A 19214-nucleotide genomic window follows, 5' to 3' on the forward strand; every position below is an offset into this window, starting at 1 on the left:
ACGTCCGGTCAGGTCTGCGTGACGAACGGTCAGAGCGTCCGGCGCCTTAGCGCCTGACCTCATCCACCAGGGTCTTGAACTCGTCAATATCCTCAAAGCTGCGGTAGACGCTGGCAAAGCGGACATAAGCCACTTTGTCGAGTTTCTTGAGTTCGCGCATGACCAGCTCGCCCAGGCGGTTGGAGGCCACCTCACGCACTCCCAGGCTCAGCAGTTTTTCCTCGATGCGTTCGATGGCCGAGTCGATCTGCTCGGTACTGACGGGGCGCTTGCGCAGCGCCAGGTTCATGGAGCCAAGGATCTTGCTGCGCTTGTACTCGATGCGCCGGCCGTCCTTCTTGACGATGGACGGGAAGGTGACGTCGGGCCGCTCGTAGGTGGTGAAGCGCTTTTCACACGCACCGCACTGGCGGCGGCGGCGTATGAAGTCGGCGTCTTCCGCCACCCGGGTTTCCACAACCTGGGTTTCGAGGTGGCCGCAGAAGGGGCATTTCATGGGTGGTGACCTGAATTTAAAAACATCAACCGGTCTTTAGCCCATTGAGGACGGCAGGGGCAGCGATGAAAACCATGGTGCCCGCGCCGTCCGCCATGGTCAGCGATAGACGGGGAAGCGGCTGGTCAGGGCGTGGACCTTGGCGCGTACCGCTTCAAGCGTGGCCGCGTCGCGCGGGTTGTCGAGCACGTCGGCGATCAGGTGGGCCGTGGCGCGGGCTTCCTCGTCCTTGAAGCCGCGGGTGGTCATGGCCGGGGTGCCGATGCGCACGCCGCTGGTGACCATGGGCTTTTCCGGGTCGTTTGGGATGGCGTTCTTGTTGATCGTCATGTGGGCGCTGCCCAGCACCGCTTCGGCTTCCTTGCCGGTGATGCCCTTGGCGCGCAGGTCGACCAGCATGACGTGGCTTTCGGTGCGCCCGCTGACGATGCGAAGGCCGCGCTGCGTCAGGGTGTCGGCGACGATCTGCGCGTTTTTCACGACCTGCTGCTGGTAAGCCTTGAACTCAGGCGTCATGGCCTCCTTGAAGGCCACGGCCTTGGCCGCGATCACGTGCATCAGCGGGCCGCCCTGCAGGCCGGGGAAGATCGCGCTGTTGATGGCTTTTTCGTGCTCGGCCTTCATCAGGATGATGCCGCCGCGCGGGCCGCGCAGGCTTTTGTGCGTGGTCGAGGTGACGATGTCGGCATGCGGCACCGGGTTGGGGTACACGCCCGCGGCCACCAGGCCGGCGTAATGGGCGATGTCGACCATGAAGATCGCGCCGACGGCCTTGGCCACCTTGGCGAAGCGCTCGAAGTCGATGCGCAGGCTGTAGGCCGAGGCGCCCGCGATGATCAGCTTGGGTTTGGTCTCATGGGCCTTGCGCTCCATGGCGTCGTAGTCGATTTCTTCCTTGTCGTTCAGGCCGTAGGACACGACGTTGAACCACTTGCCGCTCATGTTCAGGGCCATGCCGTGCGTCAGGTGGCCGCCTTCGGCGAGGCTCATGCCCATGATGGTGTCGCCGGGCTTGAGGAAGGCCAGGAACACGGCCTCGTTGGCCGAAGCGCCGCAATGCGCCTGCACGTTGGCGGCTTCGGCGCCGAAGATGGTTTTAACGCGGTCGATGGCGAGCTGCTCGGCCACGTCGACGTGTTCGCAGCCACCGTAGTAGCGGCGGCCGGGATAGCCTTCGGCGTATTTGTTGGTGAGCTGCGAGCCCTGCGCGGCCATGACGGCGGGCGAGGCGTAGTTTTCGCTGGCGATCAGCTCGATGTGCTGCTCTTGCCGGGCGTTTTCGGCCTGGATGGCGGCGAAGATTTCGGGATCGGTCTGTTCGACCAGGATATTGCGGTGGTACATGGCAGTCCTTAAAGACGTGGTCCCTGCTATTCAATGAATGAAACAAGGGCTGCCCAGGCGAACGGCTGAACGCTGAGGCCCAACGGCCGTCAGCGGTGCGCTTCCCAGTGGTGTCCCACGTCAGCATCAATGGTTGCGAAAACCTTGAGCCTATCGCCAGTTGCGCACCCGGCTAGTGTAACTGAGGGCGCCTGAAATCCGTGCCCGCCCGTCCCATACCCGTGGCCCGGAAAGCAAAAAACAGGGCGCTGGCGGCGGCCCGGCTTTGCGGTGCGAACGGCGGGCCCTCAGGCCGCGCCGGCGGGGGTCAGGACTGGCTCAACAGCGCCACCTTCTCGGGCGTTTTGCCCTCGGAGGCAGGCGTCTCGGACTTGCCCGGCAGTGAGGCCGGAACCGGGCGCGAGTTGCCGGGCTCGGCAAAGAAAGGCGAGGGTTTGCCGCGTTTGGACGCGGAGGCCACCACGGCCAGCAGGCGGGCATGTTCCCCCATCACCTTGCCGGCGTAGCCGCCGTCGTCTTCCATATTGGCGGCGCCCACATAGTATTTGAGGCCGCCTTCCACGGAGCCGGCGCGGGCGATGCATTCCTGCAGCACCTTGACGCCGACGCGCAGGTTGGTCACCGGGTCGAAGGCCGCGAGCTTGCCGCCGAAGTTGTCGTATTTGTCGTGGTGCACCTTGGTCATGACCTGCATCAGGCCCTGGGCGCCCACAGGGCTTTGCGCGAACGGGTTGAAGCCGGACTCGATCGCCATGATGGCCAGGATCAGGGTGGGGTCGAGCTTGGCCTTCTGGCCGATCTCGAAGGCCTCGGCCACCAGCACGCTCAAGGGCTCGGGCGCCACGCCGTACTTTTTGCTCAGCCAGTAGGCCACCGCCGCCTGCTGGGCCGGCAGGTCTTTGGGATTGGATGCCGTGGCGCGCTCGATGGCGGCGGGCTCGGTAAAACCGATGGCCGCTTCCTGGCGTTGCTGCAGCCAGGTCATGAGCTTGAATTCACCGGCCTGACGCAAGTCGGGCCGGGCCGTCAGTGTGATCACCGCGAACACGACCGCCAGGCCCAGGAGGGCGAAGCTGTTGTGGGTGATCTCGAAAAAGCCCTGGGCGATGTCATCGGCGATGGTTGAAATACCGCTCTGTACACTTTTCAAGTGCGCCTCAAGGCCGAATTGTCCTAGCGCTGTCATAGCACTCCTTTCTACGCTTGCAGGCCTTTGGGGGCCGAGCAGGCTTTGATTGGGTCGCCATCAAACCAAGGCATGCCTTGTGGGTGTTGACCCCTGTTTGACGTTGCCGGCTTCTTTGATGAATGGGGCAGCGGAGATTCGGGTTGTCCCTAGGTTTCTGTGGGACTGGCGGGATTCTATGGGGTCGTTAAATAACCTGTCAATAATAAGAGATTCATTCTTTATATCAAATAAGCAAATAAAAACCCTGATTTTCGGCAGAATCCGCCTGGATCAAGGTAGTTACGGCCTCTTTTTGAGACCAAGCTCTAAGTTAAATTCGACGTGAAAAATGCCGGATCAGCGGATCGCGGATCCGGCTGTAGGCGGTTTTCGATGGTCCATGTGGGACTGTTGGGGTGATTCAGGCGTCTTTCGGGCTGGACAAAGGCAGCGGCAATCACTCCGGTCCCTGTGATTGAAAAGATGGTCTTGCCTGCCCGGCGCTGGAGGTTTAACCTGCAATTGCGTGTTCATTCACGCATCCAACCGGGTAACCAACCCCGGAAAATCTGGAAGCAATCACTTGCTTTCATCGCACTGGAGACGATTCATCTCTCTTTTGCGGAAACCCGACGGCATGAGCATAAACGCCCGCCGTCAACCCCGGTCGGTCTCACTGCCCGGGGTTTTTCTTTTGGGGGCTATGCCCTTTCGGGTGACTGTCTTTTTCAAATAAGTCGTTGACCGATTGGCGCCGGCGTTAAAAACTCGACGCCTATGGCAATCCCTGACTTGAAGAATAAATGGCGCGAAATCGAATGGCGGAACACCGCAAAAACCCTGCCGGCACGGGCTGCCGGCCTGGCCCGCTCACCCTTGTGGCGGCGACGCGCCGCCTGGGCGCTTGGCGCGCTGCTGCTGCTCTGGGCGCTGGCCTATGCGGCTGTGCCCGTACTCCTGAAGTCGCAACTCGAGAAGATAGCCTCTGAAAAACTGGGCCGGCAGGTCACCGTGGGCGCGGTCGACTTCAAGCCCTGGTCGCTCGAACTCACCCTGCGCGACCTGGCCATTGCCAAGGCCGGCGCTGCCGGAGTTCCCCAGGAAAGTCCCCAGCTTTCCATCAAGCGCATATATATAGATGCCGAACTGGAGTCCCTGCTGCGGCTGGCGCCGGTGGCCGACGCCGTGCAGGTCGACGAACCCGTGGCCTTTCTGACCCACAAAGGCGAGGGCCGCTATGACATCGACGACATCCTGGAGCGCCTGAAGGCGCCGGCGGACCAGCCGGCCGGGGATCCGCCGCGCTTTGCGGTCTACAACATCGTGGTGAGCGGCGGGCGCGTGGACTTTAGCGACCAGTCCGTCGGCAAGACCCATGCGCTGCGGGAGCTGAACCTTTCCGTGCCCTTCCTGAGCAACCTCAAGTCCCAGCGCGAGATCAAAACCTCGCCGCACCTGGCCTTCAAGCTCAACGGCAGCAGTTTTGACACCGCCGCCGAGGGCACGCCCTTTGCCCAGACCCACAAAACCGACGCCACCTTGACCCTGCGCGGCTTCGACCTGAACCCCTACCTGGCCTACTGGCCGGCCAGCCTGCCCTTCAAATTGCAAAGCGCCGTGCTGCATGCCGACGCCAAAGTGGCGTTTGAGCAGACGCCGGCCACAGTGGTGCGCATCTCCGGCACGGTAACGGCGGAAAAGGTGCGCCTGCAGACGGCGGGGCAGGCGCTGGCCGCCGTCCCCACCCCGGCCCCCGGCCGCAAATCGGCGGGCAAACGCGATGGCGGCGATGTTCCACCGGCGCCCCGGCCCGACCTGCTCGCGTTTGAGCGGCTGCAGGTGACCATGGCCGACGTGCGCCCGCTGGAGCAATTCGTCAAGCTCGCGGCGGTCGAACTGAGCGCGCCAGCGCTGTCCGTCGTCCGGGACAGGGCGGGGCGGTTCAACCTGTTACCGCCTGTCACCGCGGGCGCTACAAAAAGTGAAGCAGACACTCAAGTCTCAGCAAAGGCTCCCGCAGGCAACGCCAGCAAGCCGGCAAATCCGGGCACCTCGGCCAAAGCGCCGCCAGGCACACCCTGGAAGGTGCAGGTAGCCCGTGTGGCCGTGCACGCGGGCAAGGTGAACTGGCTGGACGAAACCCTGGCCTCGCCGGCCGACATCCGATTGACCGGCCTGGTGCTCAATGCCACGGCCATCGCCATGCCTTTCTCGGCCGGCGCGCCGCTGCAGTTCGATGGCTCGGTGGGCCTTGAGCCGGCTGCCGTCCCAGTGCCCGTGCCCTCAAAAGCCGGCACCAGGCCCGTCGCGCCGCAGCCTCCCGCCGCCCCGGCCCTGCTGAGCTTCAAGGGCAGCGCCACTGACCAGGCTGCCGAACTCACCGCCACGGTGGCGGCCTGGCCGCTGGGCATGGCGGCCAAATACGTGGGCCAGTTCCTGCTGCCGGCGCTGAACGGCCAGCTTGACGCCGAGCTGGGCATTCACTGGCAGGCGGCGAGCGGCGACAATCCCCAGCTGCTGCGGCTCACGGCGCCGCAGGTCGCGGTCAGCGAGGTGCAACTGGCCCAGGGCAAGGTCTCGCTGGTGTCGGTCAAGCGTGTGGACCTCGCGCAGGTGGACATCGACGTCACCGGCCAGAGCTTCAAGGCCGCCAGGCTGCAGCTGACCCAGCCCAAGGCCCTGGTGGACCGGGGCAGCGACAAGCGCTGGATGTACGAGCGCTGGATGGTCAGCCCCGGCAAGGCCGCTTTGCCGCCATCGCCCCCGCCGCCCACCGATGCGGCCACCCGCGCCTCCGCGCCCTCCTGGGCCGTGGCCATCAGCGATGTGCAGCTTGAAGGCGGCGCCATGTCGTTTTCCGACAAGGCCGGCGCCAGGCCGGTGGCCTTCGAGGTCACCGCGGCCAAAGCCCAACTGGGCGGGCTGCTGCTGGACGACAGGCCCGCGTCCCGGGCCCTGGCCGCGAAACCCATGCCGCTGACCGCCTCGCTGCGCCTGGCGGCCGGCCGCTTCGAGCCCGGCAAGGTGGACTTCAATGGCAGCCTGGGACTGGCCCCCCTGCAGGCCCAGGGGCGTCTGCTGGTCGACCGGCTGCCGGTGCAGGCTTTTGAGCCCTATTTCGCCGACACCCTCAATATCGAGCTGCTGCGCGCCGATGCCAGCTTCAAAGGCAAGGTGGCTTACCGCCAGTTGCCGGCCGGGCCGCAGGCCCAGGTGACGGGCGACGTGTCGCTGGAAGAGTTCCGCGCCAACACGCTGGCCCCCAGTGAAGACCTGCTGGCCTGGAAAGCGCTGAACCTGCGCGGTTTCCATGTGGCGCTGGACCCGGCCAAGGCGACGCGGGTGGAGATCAAGGAAACGGTGCTCAGCGACTTTTTCGCGCGCGTGATTGTCATGCCCGACGGCCGCATCAACCTGCAGGACCTCGTCAAATCGAAGGAGACGGCGGTGGCCGGCGGCACGCCGAGCCCGGCCGCCGAGCCGGCATCCGCCCCTGTTGCCCCACCTAAAACAGCTGCCGCCGACGCAAAAGGCGCGCAGGCCGCGGCGGCCTTGCCGCCCATCGTGAGCTTCGGCCCCATCAGCCTGATCAACGGCAAGGTGCTGTTTTCCGACCGCTTCGTCAAACCCAATTATTCGGCCGACCTTAGCGACCTGACCGGCAAGCTCAGTGCCTTTTCGTCGGTGGGGCCCGCCGCCCCGGCCGGCGGTGCCGCAGCGGCGCCCGCCATGGCCGACCTTGAATTGCGTGGGCGCGCCGAAGGCACGGCCTCGCTCGAAATCCTCGGCAAGCTCAATCCGCTGGCCAAGCCGCTGGCGCTGGACATCAAGGGCAAGGTGCGCGACCTGGAGCTGCCGCCGCTGTCGCCGTATTCCGTCAAGTATTCGGGCTACGGCATAGAGCGCGGCAAGCTCAGCGTCGACGTGAGCTACCTGGTGCAGCCCGACGGCAAGCTCACCGCCACCAACAAGGTCATCCTGAACCAGCTGAGCTTCGGCGAGAAGGTGCCGGGCTCCACCGCCAGCCTGCCGGTCAAGCTGGCCGTCGCGCTGCTGGCCGACCGCAACGGCGTGATCGACATCGACCTGCCCATCAGCGGCTCGCTCAACGATCCGCAGTTCAGCCTCGGCCCCGTCATCGTCAAGGTCATCGTCAACGTGATCGTGAAAGCCATCACCGCGCCTTTCAGCCTGCTGGCCAACGCCTTCGGCGGCGGCGGAGACGAGCTCAGCACCGTGGGTTTTGCCGCCGGAAGCGCCGAACTGGGCCCCGAGGCCAAGGCCGGGCTGGACAAGGTCGCCAAGGCGCTGGCCGACAGGCCCTCGCTCAGGCTCACTGTGGTGGGCACCAGCAGCGTCGAGGCCGAGCGCGAGGGCTTCAAGCGAGAACGGCTGGACGCGCTGGTGCGCGCCGAAAAGCGCCGCATCACGGTGAAGGAGGGCGGTACCACCTCAGCCGCCGTGAGCATCAGCCCGGCCGAATACCCGGCTTTGCTCAAGGAAGTCTACAAACGCGCCGACATGCCCAAGCCGCGCAACCTGATCGGCCTGGCCAGGGATTTACCCGTGCCCGAGATGGAAAAGCTGCTGCTGGCCGACATCAAGGTCAATGACGACGCCATGCGCGAGCTGGCCGTGCAGCGCGGCGTGGCGGTCAAAGACTACCTCGCCTCGCGCGACCTGCCGCCTGAAAGGCTGTTCCTGGGCGCCGCTAAAACCATCCCGCCGGAGGCCAAATGGACGCCCCGCGCGGAGCTGAATTTGGCGATGCCGTAAAAAAGGCGAAAATAGCGCCAGTGCTTTATTGATAAAGCTTTTATGGGGCCGGGCTGGTATGTGCAACACAGGTTGCGCGGCACGGCCTTCCATCCACTCCAACACCCGCTGCCGATCCACGAAGCTCCCGTTCACCAAGGGCGCCTTGTGGTCGGCGGCACCTATTTTTTTGACCTTGCGCTCCCATGTTTAAATCCTCCAAACCCGAAGCCCCCGCCGTGAAAACGCCCACCACCAAGCAGGCCGAAGCCCATCCGCTGGACGGCCTGACCGGCGGCGCGTTTTCCGCGCCCACTTCCGGCGAGCGCGCCGCGCGCATCCGCACCTGGCTGGCGACCGAGCCCACGGCCGAGCAGATGGCCGAGGTTTACAAGGACCTGGCCAACCGCGACAAGGGCGCGGCCAAGCCGCTGAAGGAAAAGCTCGACGAGATCAAGCGCAGCAAGGGCCAGGAAGCCGTGGCCGCCGAATGGGCCGAAAAAGCCCAGGCGCTGCTGGCCGCTACAAAGCTCAACCTGGCCGATGCCCTGGCCTGGCAGCGCGACGCCGCCAAGGCCGGCGCGCCCCTGTCCAAGGAGCCGCTGGCCGGCCTCAAGGCGCAACTGGCAGAGCGCGTCAAGACCATTGAAGACCTGCAGCACCGTACCCAGGTGCAGCGCGAAGCCGCCGTGCTGCTGGCCCAGCGCACCGAAGTGCTGTCGCTCAAGCCCTGGCGCGATGCCGAAGCCGCCCTCGAGTCCCTTCGCGGCGATGTCACGCACTGGCAGTCGCAAGCCGGTGAAATCACGCAAGACGCCAACTGGGCCAGCGTGGACGCCAAATTCCCGCCGCTGCTTGACGCATCGCGCGCGCAGCTGCTCGCCGTGTGGGACGCCTTCCAGGGCGCGCTCGCGCAGGCCCAGAAGGCTGCTGAAGACACCGCCGCGCCTTTGCCTGCCGTGCCCGTGTGGGCCGACGAATTGCGCGCCGCCCGCGGCCAGGCTCCCGCCGAAGGCGAGGCGCCCGCGCGCGCGCCCAAGGCCAAGATCGACCCGGCCGTGCTCAAGGAAATGCGCGAAAAATCCTCGGCCGTCGTGCAGGCCGCGCTCGCCAAGCTTGAGCATGAAGTCACCGAAGGCCACGGCAAGTCCACACCCAAGGTGGCGGCCGAACTGCGCCAGGCGCTGAAGGAAAACATCCGCAACATCGACAGCAAGCTTGAGACCGCCGCGCACGCCGCGCTCACCGCCGCCGGCGAGCTCGAAGGCTGGCAGCGCTGGCGCGCCGACCAGATTCGCGAGGAACTGGTTGTCAAGGCTGAGGCGCTGGTGGCCAAGCCGCTGGGCGGGCGCAAGCAGCAGGAAGCCCTGCGCGCCATGCGAGAGCAATGGAAGACCAGCGACCAGGGCGGCACGCCCAACCACGCGCTGTGGAAGCGTTTCGACGACGCTTGCAACGAAGCCCACAAGGTCGTCGAGGCCTGGCTCGAGAAGGTGAAAGAGCAAAGCGAGGCCGTCAAGGCCGAGCGCAAGCTGCTGATCGACGAAGTGCTGGCCTGGGCCGAAGCCAATAAGGGCAACACCGACTGGAAGCACCACATCCGCAGCCTCAACGGCTTTGTCGAAAAATGGCGCGAAGCCGGCCACCTGGGCGAAAAGGCGTTTGCCGAAATCCAGCCCGTGTGGAAGGCCGCCATGGAGCAGGCCGACGCGGCGCTGACCGCCGCGCGCACCGAGAGCATCGCGCGCCGCAAGGCCATGATTGAAGAGGCCGCCGTGCTGGGCGCCGAGCCGCAGCTGCGCATAGACGCCGTCAAGTCGCTGCAGCAGCGCTGGCAGCACGAGGCCCAGGCCGTGCCGATCGAGCGCAAGCAGGAGCAGAAGATGTGGGATGCGTTCCGCAAGCCCATAGACGACGCCTTCCAGCGCAAGACCGCCGAGCGTGAAAAAGCCGCCGCGGCCCTGGGCGAATACGACCGCATGGTGCTGGAAGCCTCCAAGGCCGTGGAAGCCGCCACCGCCAGCGGCGACGCGCAGAAGATCCACGCCGCCGCCAAGGCGCTTGAAGCCATCGTGCGCGGCCAGGTGCCTGTGGCAGCAGCGCCCGCTGCCGCACCGGCGCCCGTAGCCGCAGCCACGCCTTCCGTGGAGGCCACGCTGGCCGCATCCGAAAGCGCACCTGTCGCGCCAGCCGGCGAGGACGGTGAAGCTGCACCTGAGGCACCGGCCGAGCCCGCGGCCGAGGCTGAAGCGGCTGCCGCCGCTGAGTTCGCCGAAGCCGGCGAACCGGCCAGCGCGCCCGCCGAGCCGCCACCCGCACCCAAGCCCGCGCCCAAGCCTGTCGTGGCACGGCGCGGCGATGACCGCCCCGGCATGAAAAAGGCCGAGCCTGCGGCTACGGGGCGCGGCGGCAAGTTCGGCGACCGCAAGGACGCGCGCCCCGGCGGCAAACCCGCCGGCCCGCGCCAGAGCACCGACAACAAATTCGAGCCGTACCGCCCCGACCGCGACAGCCGCGACGCCCGCCCGGGCCGTGACGACCGCGGCTCGCGTGGCAGCGACCGGCCGGCCTTTGAAGAGCGCGGCCCGCGTCTGGGCGACGCCGCCTTCCGCGCCCAGCGCGAAGCCTTTGAAGCGGCCAACCAGGCCCTGAAAAAGCTCGCCATGCAGGCGCACGGCGAGGTGCTGACGCACCTGCTCAGCGCCTGGGAAAAACGCGACCCGGAACAACTGCCCAGCGCGCAGGAGCTCGGCAAGGCCGTGCCGCCCGCAGTGCGCAGCCGCTGGGTGCAGGCCGTCAGCACGCCTTCGGGCAAGGACGCTTCCGAAGCGTTGCTGCGCCTGGAGATCGCCGCCGACCTGCCCACGCCCGCCGAGCACATCAGCGCGCGCCGCATGCTGCAACTGCAACTGCTGACCAAACGCAACGCGCCCGCGCCGACCGAGACCTGGGGCGAAGACACGGCCCAGGTGCTGGCGGCCGACTTCGACGCCGGCAATGCCAGGCGCGTGCAGAACGTGCTGAAGGCGCTGCTCAAACGATGAGCGGTGTTGTCGCTGCCGTGGCGCTGCCGGAGGAGCGACAGCAGAGCTTGGGCGAGGAAATCGCCAACAGCGTCAGCCACGGCGTGGCGCTGCTCGCCGCGCTGGCGGCCGCGCCTTTCCTGGTGCTGGCCAGCGCGCGGCAGGGTGATGCCATCGATATTGCGGGCGCCTCGGTGTTCGCCGCCACCATGGTGCTGCTGTACTTCACCTCCATGCTGTACCACGCGCTGCCGACGGTTCGCGCCGCGCGCGCCAAGAGCGTGTTCCAGGTCCTGGACCATGGCGCGATCTACCTGCTGATTGCCGGCACCTACACACCGTTCACGCTGGGCGTGCTGCGCGGGCCCTGGGGCTGGACGCTGTTCGGCCTGGTCTGGGCCATGGCGCTGGCCGGCGTGGCGGTGAAGGCCGTCTCGGGCATACGCTACCCGCGCGTGTCTACCGCGCTCTACCTCGCGATGGGATGGATTGCCGTGATTGCCGTCAAGCCGATGCTGGAACTTATCCCGGGCTGGGGCTTGTTCTGGCTGGTGGCCGGCGGCCTGTTCTATACCCTGGGCGTGGGTTTCTTCGCCACCGATTCCAGGCTGCGCTACGGGCACTTCATCTGGCACCTGTTCGTGGCGGCCGGCACGGCCTGCCACTGCGTGGCCGTGCTGTATTACGCGACCTAGCCTGGCCTTACCCCGGGATTGAAGGCCGTCCTGAGCTGCTAGGACAGCAGCCGGATCAGCGTATCGGGGTGAATGCCCCAGCCTGCCAGGCCAGCCAGGCCCATCATCACGCCAAAGCCCGTGGGCACCAGGGCCAGGAAGTAGAGCCACCAGAAATGGGTCAGCGCCGTGACGGCCAGCAGCGAAATGGCGATGGCCAGCAGGGCGTCGGCCAGGTCGAATTGGTCATCACGAAAATTCGCGGCGTCATAGTCTTTCTGGTCCTGCTCTGCTTGTGTTTTCAGCTCGTCTTTTTTTCGGGCCTGCTCGGCAGCCACCTGCTCGTACTGCGCAATCGCCTTCTGGTAATTGGCTTGTTCCGAAGCAGGCTGTGACGGGGCGGCCAGCCGCAGTTGCAATAGTGTGCTTTTGGCGACTTCTTCACGGATGTTGCGCGCCTGGTAGAAGTTCCAGTGATCCAGCTTGCTGGCCTGCGCCTGCTGCATCGCCTGGACGATGTTGTCGTCCTTGACCTTGCAGATACCCATGAAGGTGGCCAGCAGGGCAATCGTGATGGCCACGAACTGGTTGAGCTTGCGGTACTGCGCGAAAGATGCATCGTCGGCGTCGTCGCCCTTGGCAACTTCAAGGGGATCTATATCCATGGATGAACCTGTTCGTGAAAAAGAATTAGCGGGCAAGCGGGCTGCAATGGTACCCCGCGCCCGCCGGCGCCCGGCCCGGCCTGGCCGCGAGGTCAGCGCGCCGCTTCGATCAAATGGGCAATCCCGTCAAATCCCAGGCGCCGCGCGTGCTGCTGCGCATTCAATCCGTCGTTGTCGATCAGCGCAGGGTTCGCGCCCGCCGCCAGCAGGCGCTGGACCACGGCCGTGTGTCCCTGCATGGCGGCCAGTATCAGGGGCGTGCGGCCCGCCGCGTCGGCTGCGTTGAGTGCGGCGCCTTGCTGGAGCAGGCGCTCCACTTGCGACAGCTTGCCCGCGCGCGCCGCGTTCTGCAACGCGCCCGCCAGTTTGGGTATGCCCGGCGCTTCCTTCAGGAAGAGGGCCTCCGGCGGGCTTTGCCTTTCCCGTTTCTCTTGCAGCGCCCCAGCGGCACGGGCGGCTGCGGCGGGTGCAGCCGCAGCAGGCGCAGCGGGTGCCGGTGCAGCCACGGGAGCAGGGGGCTGGACCGCTGCGGCGGCAGGAGCGGCCGGCGCGGCTTGCGGCACAGGTGCCGGGGAGGCGGTGAACCCTCCCACTGCGGAGTCGGCCTGGCGTGCAGACTGTTCGGGCTGTCGGCGTTCCTGTGCCGCGGCGATCTCCGGCGCGGGTGGCGGCGGGGCCGCCGGTGAAGGCGCCGGGCTTGGCGGGGGCGGCCGCGCGGCTTCGGCTTCCGCCTTGGGTGCCGTCGAGCCGCTGACGGACGGCTGGGTTGTGGATTTTTTCGCCGCGGGTGCGACGGGTGCTGCGGGCGCTTTCGGTGCTGCTGGAGGGCTCTCAGCCTGCCTGGCTTTGCCGCTGCGGTTGTCGGCCTGGGGTGCTTGCGGCGCTGCAGCGTCCGCAGCCGCCGGGGCCGGTGGGGTGGATGGAGCCGTAGCCGCTGCCGGTGGCGCGCTCGCGCTGGGCTGGCCGAAGGCCAGGTCTTTTTCCTCGTCCGTGCCGCGGTCGAATTGCAGCACCAGCAGCCCGGTCAGGCCGGCCAGCGCCAGGCCCGCCAGGGCGGAGATCTTCCAGCGCGACTGGTTGGCGGCGGAGGGCGTGGGTGTACCACTGCCGACGGCCGGGGTTTGCCGGCCGGCCTCGATCACCATCTGCGCGTGGGCACGTACCGCATCCCGCACATGCGCGCCGGGCCGGCGCGCATCCTGCGCGCTGGCTTCGCGGTAGCGCTGCGTCAGCTCATCGCCGGGCGGGCTGCGGTCAGGCTCTGTCATGCAAACTCCTGTAGCTGCTGGCGCAAGCTGTTTCGTGCATAGCGCAGGCGGCTTTTGGCGGTCTCGAAATTCACACCGGTGGCGGCAGCGATCTCGTCCACGCTGAGGCCGGCTTCGGCTTGCAGCAGGAAGGCCTCGCGCTGTTCGCGGGGCAGGCGCTCGACCGCTGCAATCAAGGCCGCCGCCTGCTCGCTGGACTCCAGTCGGCGCAAGGGGCCGAAGCCCGAATCGGCGGCCAGCGTGTCGCCCAGGCCGGGGCTCTCGCCGCCTTCACCGTCGTCACCGCCGTTGCCGTCAATGCTCACGTGGTGCCGCGCGGTGCGAAAGTAATCAATCAGCCGGTTGTGAGCCATGGTGAACAGCCAGGTCTTGAAGCGCGCAGACACCTTGTAGGTGGGTGCGCTGCGGGCCACCGCAAACCACACGTCCTGCAGCAGGTCGTCAGCCACCGCCTGCACCCGCACGCTGCGAAACACATAACGCCACACGCCGAGCTCGTGGCGCGCGTAGAGCGCGTCGAAAGCTGCGATGTCGCCTGCCGCATAGCGCAGCATCAGCGATTCGTCGCTGTCTTCGGCTGCGTCGTCGGGCGTCGGGGCACGGGGCATGCGCCAGATTATCACGGCGCAGCGGCGGCATTTTTTCAGTACCGGCGCAATGGAGGATCCGGGACATAGGATGCGTTGCCTGATTGCGGGAAGGGATCGGGAATGGGGTCGCGTGCTGCCGGTTCACGGATCACACCGGCGGCAACCAGATTCTCGCGGCTGTCGTAGCGGATGCGGATCACCTCGTTGGGCTGGGCCTGCAGGCGCGCGAAGCTGGTGTGCGACACCGTCGAGCTTTCGCGGGCACCGTGGCCGGTTCCCAGCTTGGGCGCCGGCATCGGGGCGGCCTGCTGCTTCCTGAGCGCGCCCTCGGCGGAAGCGGACGCATCCGCACCGCCCATGATGCGCTCGGCCAGTGATTCCGCTGCGGGGGCCGCCGGGGCTGGGGCGCCGCGCAGGCTGGCGGGTGCGTCGGCCTCGCGTTCGCTGCGGTCGCGGCTGGAATAGGCGGGCGCCTGGGCCACCGGCTCGGGCAGCCGTTCGCGAAAGAGCGCCACGCCGATCACGCCGACGTTGGCCGGCCTGCCGGTGCGGCCGGCGTAAGAATCCCCGAGCGCGGAAAACTCGAAGGCCGCGACTTCGCTGCTGCTTTTGCGCCAGCCCGTCACCTGGTATTGCTGCCAGGGTGAAAACACATAACCGGTCTGGCCCCAGGCGGCGGTTTCGCCGCTCAGCACGTTGACGCCGTCGACGGCGGTCACGGCCAGCACCCGCTCGCCGAGCTTGTTGCGTACGGCAATCGCATATTTGGCGCCGTACTGGCCGGCCACCCAGTAGTCGCCGCGGTGGTAGTACAGCGGCAGCGTGGCACCGGTGTTGCGGTCTACCACGGTGATGTCGGCCAGGCGGCCGACGGCCTGCGCCGGCAGGGCCCAGGCGGACAGGGCCAGCAGGATGGAAGCGGGAAGGAGATGGGGTTTCATGGGGGCTCCGGAAGGTGGTGGAGCCCCATGAAACGAAGCAAGGAGGGGAAAGGGGTTAAGAAGGGTTCAAAGTGCCAAAAGCCGCTCACAACCCCCGGCAACGGTGCTGGAAGCCACCGCTGCCTTCCCTGTTATTTGGCAGGGATGAAGAATTTATCGAACAACACCGTCATCGGCGCGAAATCCTGGGTGAAACGTTCGCGGTTGACGAAGTAGGCCTCGCAGGCCACGGCGAAAAACTCGGCCGGGGAGCCCGCGCCGTAGTCGTCCAGCCACGGCGGCGCGGCGCCGAAGCGCTTGGCCATGGCGACTTTTTCGCAAAACTCGTCGAACGCCGGCTGCATCACCGAGTGCCATGCGCTCAGGGCGCTGCGGGTGGGCAAGGGCGGGCAGCCGTCGGCCGCGCCGTCGCGCATGTCGATCTTGTGGATGAATTCGTGGATCACGACGTTGTGCCCGTGCTCGGCCGCGCTGCCCGCGGCGGCGACCTCCTGCCAGCTCAGGGTGACGGGGCCGCCGTCCATGGCTTCGCCCAGCAGGGTTTCGCTGTAGCGGTGCACCACGCCGGCCTGGTCGGTGACTTCGCGGCGCGCCAGCATGGCGCCGGGGTGCACCACGATGCCCTTGAAGTCGTCATACCAGCGCAGGCCCAGGTGCAGCACCGGCAGGCAGGCCTGCGCGGCGATCGCCACGGCCATCTCGTCAGTCACCTGCAGGCCGTGGGCACCGGTGAATTCCTTTTGTTTGAGGAATTTTCCGGCCAGTTCGTGCAACTGCTGCAGTTCGGTCACCGGGCGGCGGGCCAGGAAGGGGAACTGCAGCAAGGTGTCCATCCACAGGGTGTCGGGAATGGTCTTGGTAGGGGCGCTCTGGCGCCCCAGCGTTCGTAACCAGTTCAGCATGGGGTGGGTGTCTTGGTCAGGGGCAAGGCGAAAAACAAAAATGAAAAGAAGTCAGCACAGGGCAATGCGCTGCAAGCCGCCGGCGCCCAGGCGCAGCACGTCGGCGCGCGGCACAGGGGCGGCCAGGTCCCAGTCGCTGAGCACCACGCGCGAGAGGCCGTCGCCAAGGTCGTGCAGCGCCGGCTTGTGGGTGTGGCCGTGGATCAGCGTGGGGGCCTTGGCCGCGCGCAGCCACTGGCGGGCGGCCTCGGCATCGACGTCGGCATAGGACGCGCCTGATTGCTTGCGCGCCTCGCTTTGCCGGCGCAGCGCGCGCGCGATGTCCTGGCGCTCGGCCAGCGGCTTGGCCAGGAAGGCGTGCTGCCACTCGGGGCTGCGCACCTGCCGGCGGAATTCCATGTAGTCGGTGTCGTCCAGGCACAGGGCATCACCGTGCGAGAGCAGCCAGCGCCGGCCCGAGGCCGCGGGAAACTCCAGCACGGTCGGGTCGTGCAGCAAGGTGGTGTTGCACAGGTCCATCAGGGTCTGGCCGACCAGGAAGTCGCGGTTGCCGTGCATGAAGAACAACGCCAGCCGCCCGGCTGCTTCGCCCATGGCCTGCGCGCAGCGCGCATCAAAAGCGGCGGCGGGAGAAGCCATATCTTCACCGACGGCATCGTCGCCGACCCAGACTTCAAACAGGTCGCCCAGGATGAAGACCGCGTCGGCGGGCGTGCTTTCCAGGTAATGCCGCCAGGCTTCGAAGGTGGCCGGTTCGCCGGCCTGCAGGTGCAGGTCGGAAATGAAATCGACCGTGCGCCAGGACGGCGGCGCCAAAAGCTCCGCGATCTGGGGGACGGCCTGGGGGGTGTTCACCGGCGGCTGGGGCTCAGTCCAGCGAAATGGCTCTCTGGATGATCACGTCTTCCATCGGGACGTCGTCATGAAAGCCTTTGCGGCCGGTCTTGACGGCCTTGATCTTGTCGACCACGTCGGTGCCGGCAATCACCTTGCCGAACACGGCATAGCCCCAACCCGAAGCGCTGGGGGCGGTGTGGTTCAGGAAGCCGTTGTCGGCCACGTTGATGAAGAACTGCGAGCTGGCCGAGTGCGGCGCGTTGGTGCGTGCCATGGCGACGGTGTAGTTGTCGTTCTTCAGCCCGTTGTTGGCTTCGTTCTCGATTTCGCCGTCGGTGGGCTTTTGTTTCATGCCGGGCTCGAAACCGCCGCCCTGCACCATGAAGCCGGGGATCACGCGGTGGAACACGGTGTTGGCGTAGTGGCCCTTGTTGACGTAGTTCAGGAAATTGGCGACGGTCTTGGGCGCTTTGGCGTCGTCCAGTTCCAGTGTGATGACGCCGTATTCGGCGATGTGCAGTTCGACTCTGGGTTTGCTCATGATGGTGTCCTGTAGGGGAAGGTCAATGAATGAATTAATTGACGAGGGTTGCTGATTTGATGAGGACCGGCGTTTTGGGAACGTCGGTCGGGAAGGGGCCGCCCGCGCCTGTCGGCACTGACTTGATTTTGTTGACGACGTCCATGCCGCTGACGACCTTGCCGAACACGGTGTAACCGTAGAGCTGGGGCGCGTTGACGAGTTGTGCGCGCGGCGTGTTTTCGTAGACGCGGCCCTGGTATTCGAATTTGGGCACCGGGTCGCCGGGCGGGATGACGGTGGGGTTCAGGAAGTCGTTGTCGTTCACGTTGATGAAGAACTGCGACGAGGCCGAATTGGGGTCGTTGGTGCGCGCCATGGCCAGGGTGCCGACGACGTTTTTGGGGCCGCCCTTGGCGAGCGCCTCGCGGCCCTCATGCGGCACCGGCGGGCGGGTCTTCTTCTCGGCGTAGGTGGCATCGTAGCCGCCGCCCTGCACCATGAAGTTGCTGATCACGCGGTGAAAAATCGTGCCGTCGTAGTGCTTGTCCTTGACGTATTGCAGGAAATTTTCAACGGTCTTGGGAGCCTTGTCGGGGTAGACCTCGACCACGAAGTCGCCTTCGCTGGTGACGAACTTGACCTTGGGCGCGGTTTGCGCGAGCGCCGGGCCGGCCGCGAAGGCCAGGCCTGCCGCGGCTGCGGCCAGCAAGGCGCGGCGCAGGGGCAAAAAGGCGGGGTGAACTGCCATCAAATGGTTCCTTCAAAGAATATTTTCCACTGGCTGCCCTGGCGGACCCAGTACTGGCGTTTGGTGCGGCCCGTCTTGGCGCCTTTGACCAGCTCGCCAAAGGTTACCACCATCGTGTCGGTGCTGTCGGTCCAGCGCAGGTAAGACACGTCCTTGAGCTGGATGTCGCGCCCGCCCAGTTGCTTGATCTCGGTCTGCAGGGCCGGTGTCCATTCGGCCAGGGTCTTGCCGTAGCTCGTGAAGTCGGGGGTGTACCAGGCGGTGAGCCTGGCGATGTCGCCGCTGGACTTGGCGCTGTGCCAGCCCTGCAGCACGCTTTCAAAGGACTTGCTGTCGGCCGTAAGCGATTGCGGCGCCACCCATTTGAGGTTGTGCGCGATGACGACGGGCGTGCTGCGCACCTCGACGGTGCGGATGATGCGCTCCAGGTCGGGATTGGCCAGCACCACGCAGCCGTCGGTGGACAGCGGCGCCCGCGAAAATTGCGCCGGCGGCGTGCCGTGCAGCCAGATGCCGCCGCCGGTCTTGCCGCGCTTGACGTCGAGCTGGTTGGGGTAGTTGATGGGCAGCGCGCCCGAGCCGTAGAAGTCGCGCAGCGATTTCGGGTCCAGGTTGCTGGTAATGAAGTACACCCCGACCGGCGTGCGCAGGTCGCCTTCGACGGATTTTTCGATGCCGGACTTGCCGACCGAGATGTAGTAGTCGGCCACCAGCTTGATGCCGGTGGCGGTGTTTTCAAACAGGTACAGGCGCGACCTGGAGGCGTCGACGGCGATCGCGTGCTTGTTGCGCGGCGACAGGGCCAGGAACTGCGAGGGCACGGTGCCCGGCGCCGGGCGCTCGCGCAGCGCGCGCAGCCGGAGCAGCGACTCCTGGCGCAGCTCGGCCAGCAGCGGGGCCGCGGCTTTGCTGGCGGTGATTTCGGGCAAGTCACCGGGCGCGCGCAGCGGGCGCGTGAAGCCGGCCAGCAGGTCGCCGTAGACCAGTTGCGCGAGCTGGAAGTTGGGGTGGTCCCTGACCAGGCTTTCGGCCTTGCGCAACGCTTCGCGCGGGTTGGCCTGGCCTATCAGCTTGTAGATTTCAATCAAGCGGGCTTCGGCTTCACTGTCGCGCGGCTCACGTTGCGGTGAGGCGGTGGCGCGCGCCGTGGCCTTGGTGGCGGCTTCCGCGCGGGCGGGCGCAAGTGCCGGCACCAGGCAAGGAGCCATGAAAAAAAGGGCTGTGAGCACCTTCTTCATGCTGGTTTCCAAAACGGGTTGCCGGCCGGTGAAGAGGAGGCG

Annotated in this window: 15 protein-coding genes and 1 riboswitch; of the genes, 3 read left to right on the forward strand and 12 right to left on the reverse strand. The window is 66.4% G+C overall.

Annotation, left to right across the window (positions count from 1 at the left end):
* Positions 1 to 46: 46 nt before the first annotated feature.
* From nrdR to AC1D0O_RS22370, 3 genes are all read right to left on the reverse strand, one after another.
* Positions 47 to 496 carry a transcriptional regulator NrdR gene (gene nrdR, locus AC1D0O_RS22360; protein ID WP_007872661.1) on the reverse strand — a complete coding sequence of 150 codons (450 nt, stop codon included), beginning with the start codon at positions 494 to 496 and terminating at the stop codon, positions 47 to 49.
* A gap of 99 nt (positions 497 to 595) precedes the next feature.
* Positions 596 to 1840 (reverse strand): serine hydroxymethyltransferase, encoded by a 1245-nt coding sequence (glyA, locus tag AC1D0O_RS22365; protein ID WP_477655695.1) that lies wholly within the window; start codon positions 1838 to 1840, stop codon positions 596 to 598.
* A gap of 44 nt (positions 1841 to 1884) precedes the next feature.
* Positions 1885 to 2014, reverse strand: a riboswitch (ZMP/ZTP riboswitch).
* A gap of 133 nt (positions 2015 to 2147) precedes the next feature.
* A complete protein-coding gene (locus AC1D0O_RS22370) occupies positions 2148 to 3026 on the reverse strand; it encodes a lytic transglycosylase domain-containing protein (RefSeq protein ID WP_477655696.1) in 879 nt (292 codons plus the stop codon).
* Positions 3027 to 3785: 759 nt separating this feature from the next.
* On the opposite strand from AC1D0O_RS22370, the gene AC1D0O_RS22375 reads away from it, so the two are divergent.
* The 3 genes from AC1D0O_RS22375 (at position 3786) to trhA (ending at position 11481) form a co-directional block, all read left to right on the forward strand.
* Complete coding sequence (locus AC1D0O_RS22375) at positions 3786 to 7784, forward strand: DUF748 domain-containing protein (protein ID WP_477655697.1); 3999 nt, start codon at positions 3786 to 3788, stop codon at positions 7782 to 7784.
* Between the two features lie 185 nt (positions 7785 to 7969).
* On the forward strand, positions 7970 to 10807 hold the full coding sequence (locus tag AC1D0O_RS22380) for a DUF349 domain-containing protein (RefSeq protein WP_477655698.1): 2838 nt from the start codon (positions 7970 to 7972) through the stop codon (positions 10805 to 10807).
* Positions 10804 to 11481 (forward strand): PAQR family membrane homeostasis protein TrhA, encoded by a 678-nt coding sequence (trhA, locus tag AC1D0O_RS22385; protein WP_477655699.1) that lies wholly within the window; start codon positions 10804 to 10806, stop codon positions 11479 to 11481. Before AC1D0O_RS22380 ends, trhA begins: the two co-directional genes overlap by 4 nt.
* Positions 11482 to 11519: 38 nt before the next feature.
* On the opposite strand, the gene AC1D0O_RS22390 is transcribed toward trhA, so the two are convergent.
* The 9 genes from AC1D0O_RS22390 to AC1D0O_RS22430 form a co-directional block, all read right to left on the reverse strand.
* Positions 11520 to 12125 carry a DUF4337 domain-containing protein gene (locus AC1D0O_RS22390; RefSeq protein WP_477655700.1) on the reverse strand — a complete coding sequence of 202 codons (606 nt, stop codon included), beginning with the start codon at positions 12123 to 12125 and terminating at the stop codon, positions 11520 to 11522.
* Positions 12126 to 12217: 92 nt separating this feature from the next.
* Positions 12218 to 13393, reverse strand: coding sequence for an ankyrin repeat domain-containing protein (locus AC1D0O_RS22395; protein WP_477655701.1), 1176 nt, complete (start codon positions 13391 to 13393; stop codon positions 12218 to 12220).
* Entirely contained in the window at positions 13390 to 14001 is a 612-nt protein-coding gene (locus AC1D0O_RS22400) for a sigma-70 family RNA polymerase sigma factor (RefSeq protein ID WP_477655702.1), read from the reverse strand. Before AC1D0O_RS22400 ends, AC1D0O_RS22395 begins: the two co-directional genes overlap by 4 nt.
* A 35-nt stretch (positions 14002 to 14036) precedes the next feature.
* Entirely contained in the window at positions 14037 to 14924 is an 888-nt protein-coding gene (locus AC1D0O_RS22405; RefSeq protein ID WP_477655703.1) for a hypothetical protein, read from the reverse strand.
* 131 nt (positions 14925 to 15055) lie between these two features.
* On the reverse strand, positions 15056 to 15826 hold the full coding sequence (locus AC1D0O_RS22410; protein WP_477655704.1) for a M90 family metallopeptidase: 771 nt from the start codon (positions 15824 to 15826) through the stop codon (positions 15056 to 15058).
* A 51-nt stretch (positions 15827 to 15877) separates the two neighbouring features.
* Positions 15878 to 16681 (reverse strand): UDP-2,3-diacylglucosamine diphosphatase, encoded by an 804-nt coding sequence (locus tag AC1D0O_RS22415; protein WP_477655705.1) that lies wholly within the window; start codon positions 16679 to 16681, stop codon positions 15878 to 15880.
* Positions 16682 to 16694: 13 nt separating this feature from the next.
* On the reverse strand, positions 16695 to 17204 hold the full coding sequence (locus AC1D0O_RS22420) for a peptidylprolyl isomerase (RefSeq protein ID WP_436153974.1): 510 nt from the start codon (positions 17202 to 17204) through the stop codon (positions 16695 to 16697).
* A gap of 34 nt (positions 17205 to 17238) precedes the next feature.
* Positions 17239 to 17934: a peptidylprolyl isomerase gene (locus AC1D0O_RS22425; protein ID WP_477655706.1), complete on the reverse strand. Its 696-nt coding sequence runs from the start codon at positions 17932 to 17934 to the stop codon at positions 17239 to 17241.
* Positions 17934 to 19172: a L,D-transpeptidase family protein gene (locus AC1D0O_RS22430; RefSeq protein WP_477655707.1), complete on the reverse strand. Its 1239-nt coding sequence runs from the start codon at positions 19170 to 19172 to the stop codon at positions 17934 to 17936. Before AC1D0O_RS22430 ends, AC1D0O_RS22425 begins: the two co-directional genes overlap by 1 nt.
* Positions 19173 to 19214 lie beyond the last annotated feature (42 nt).

This window comes from Polaromonas sp. P1_F2, from assembly GCF_056405735.1.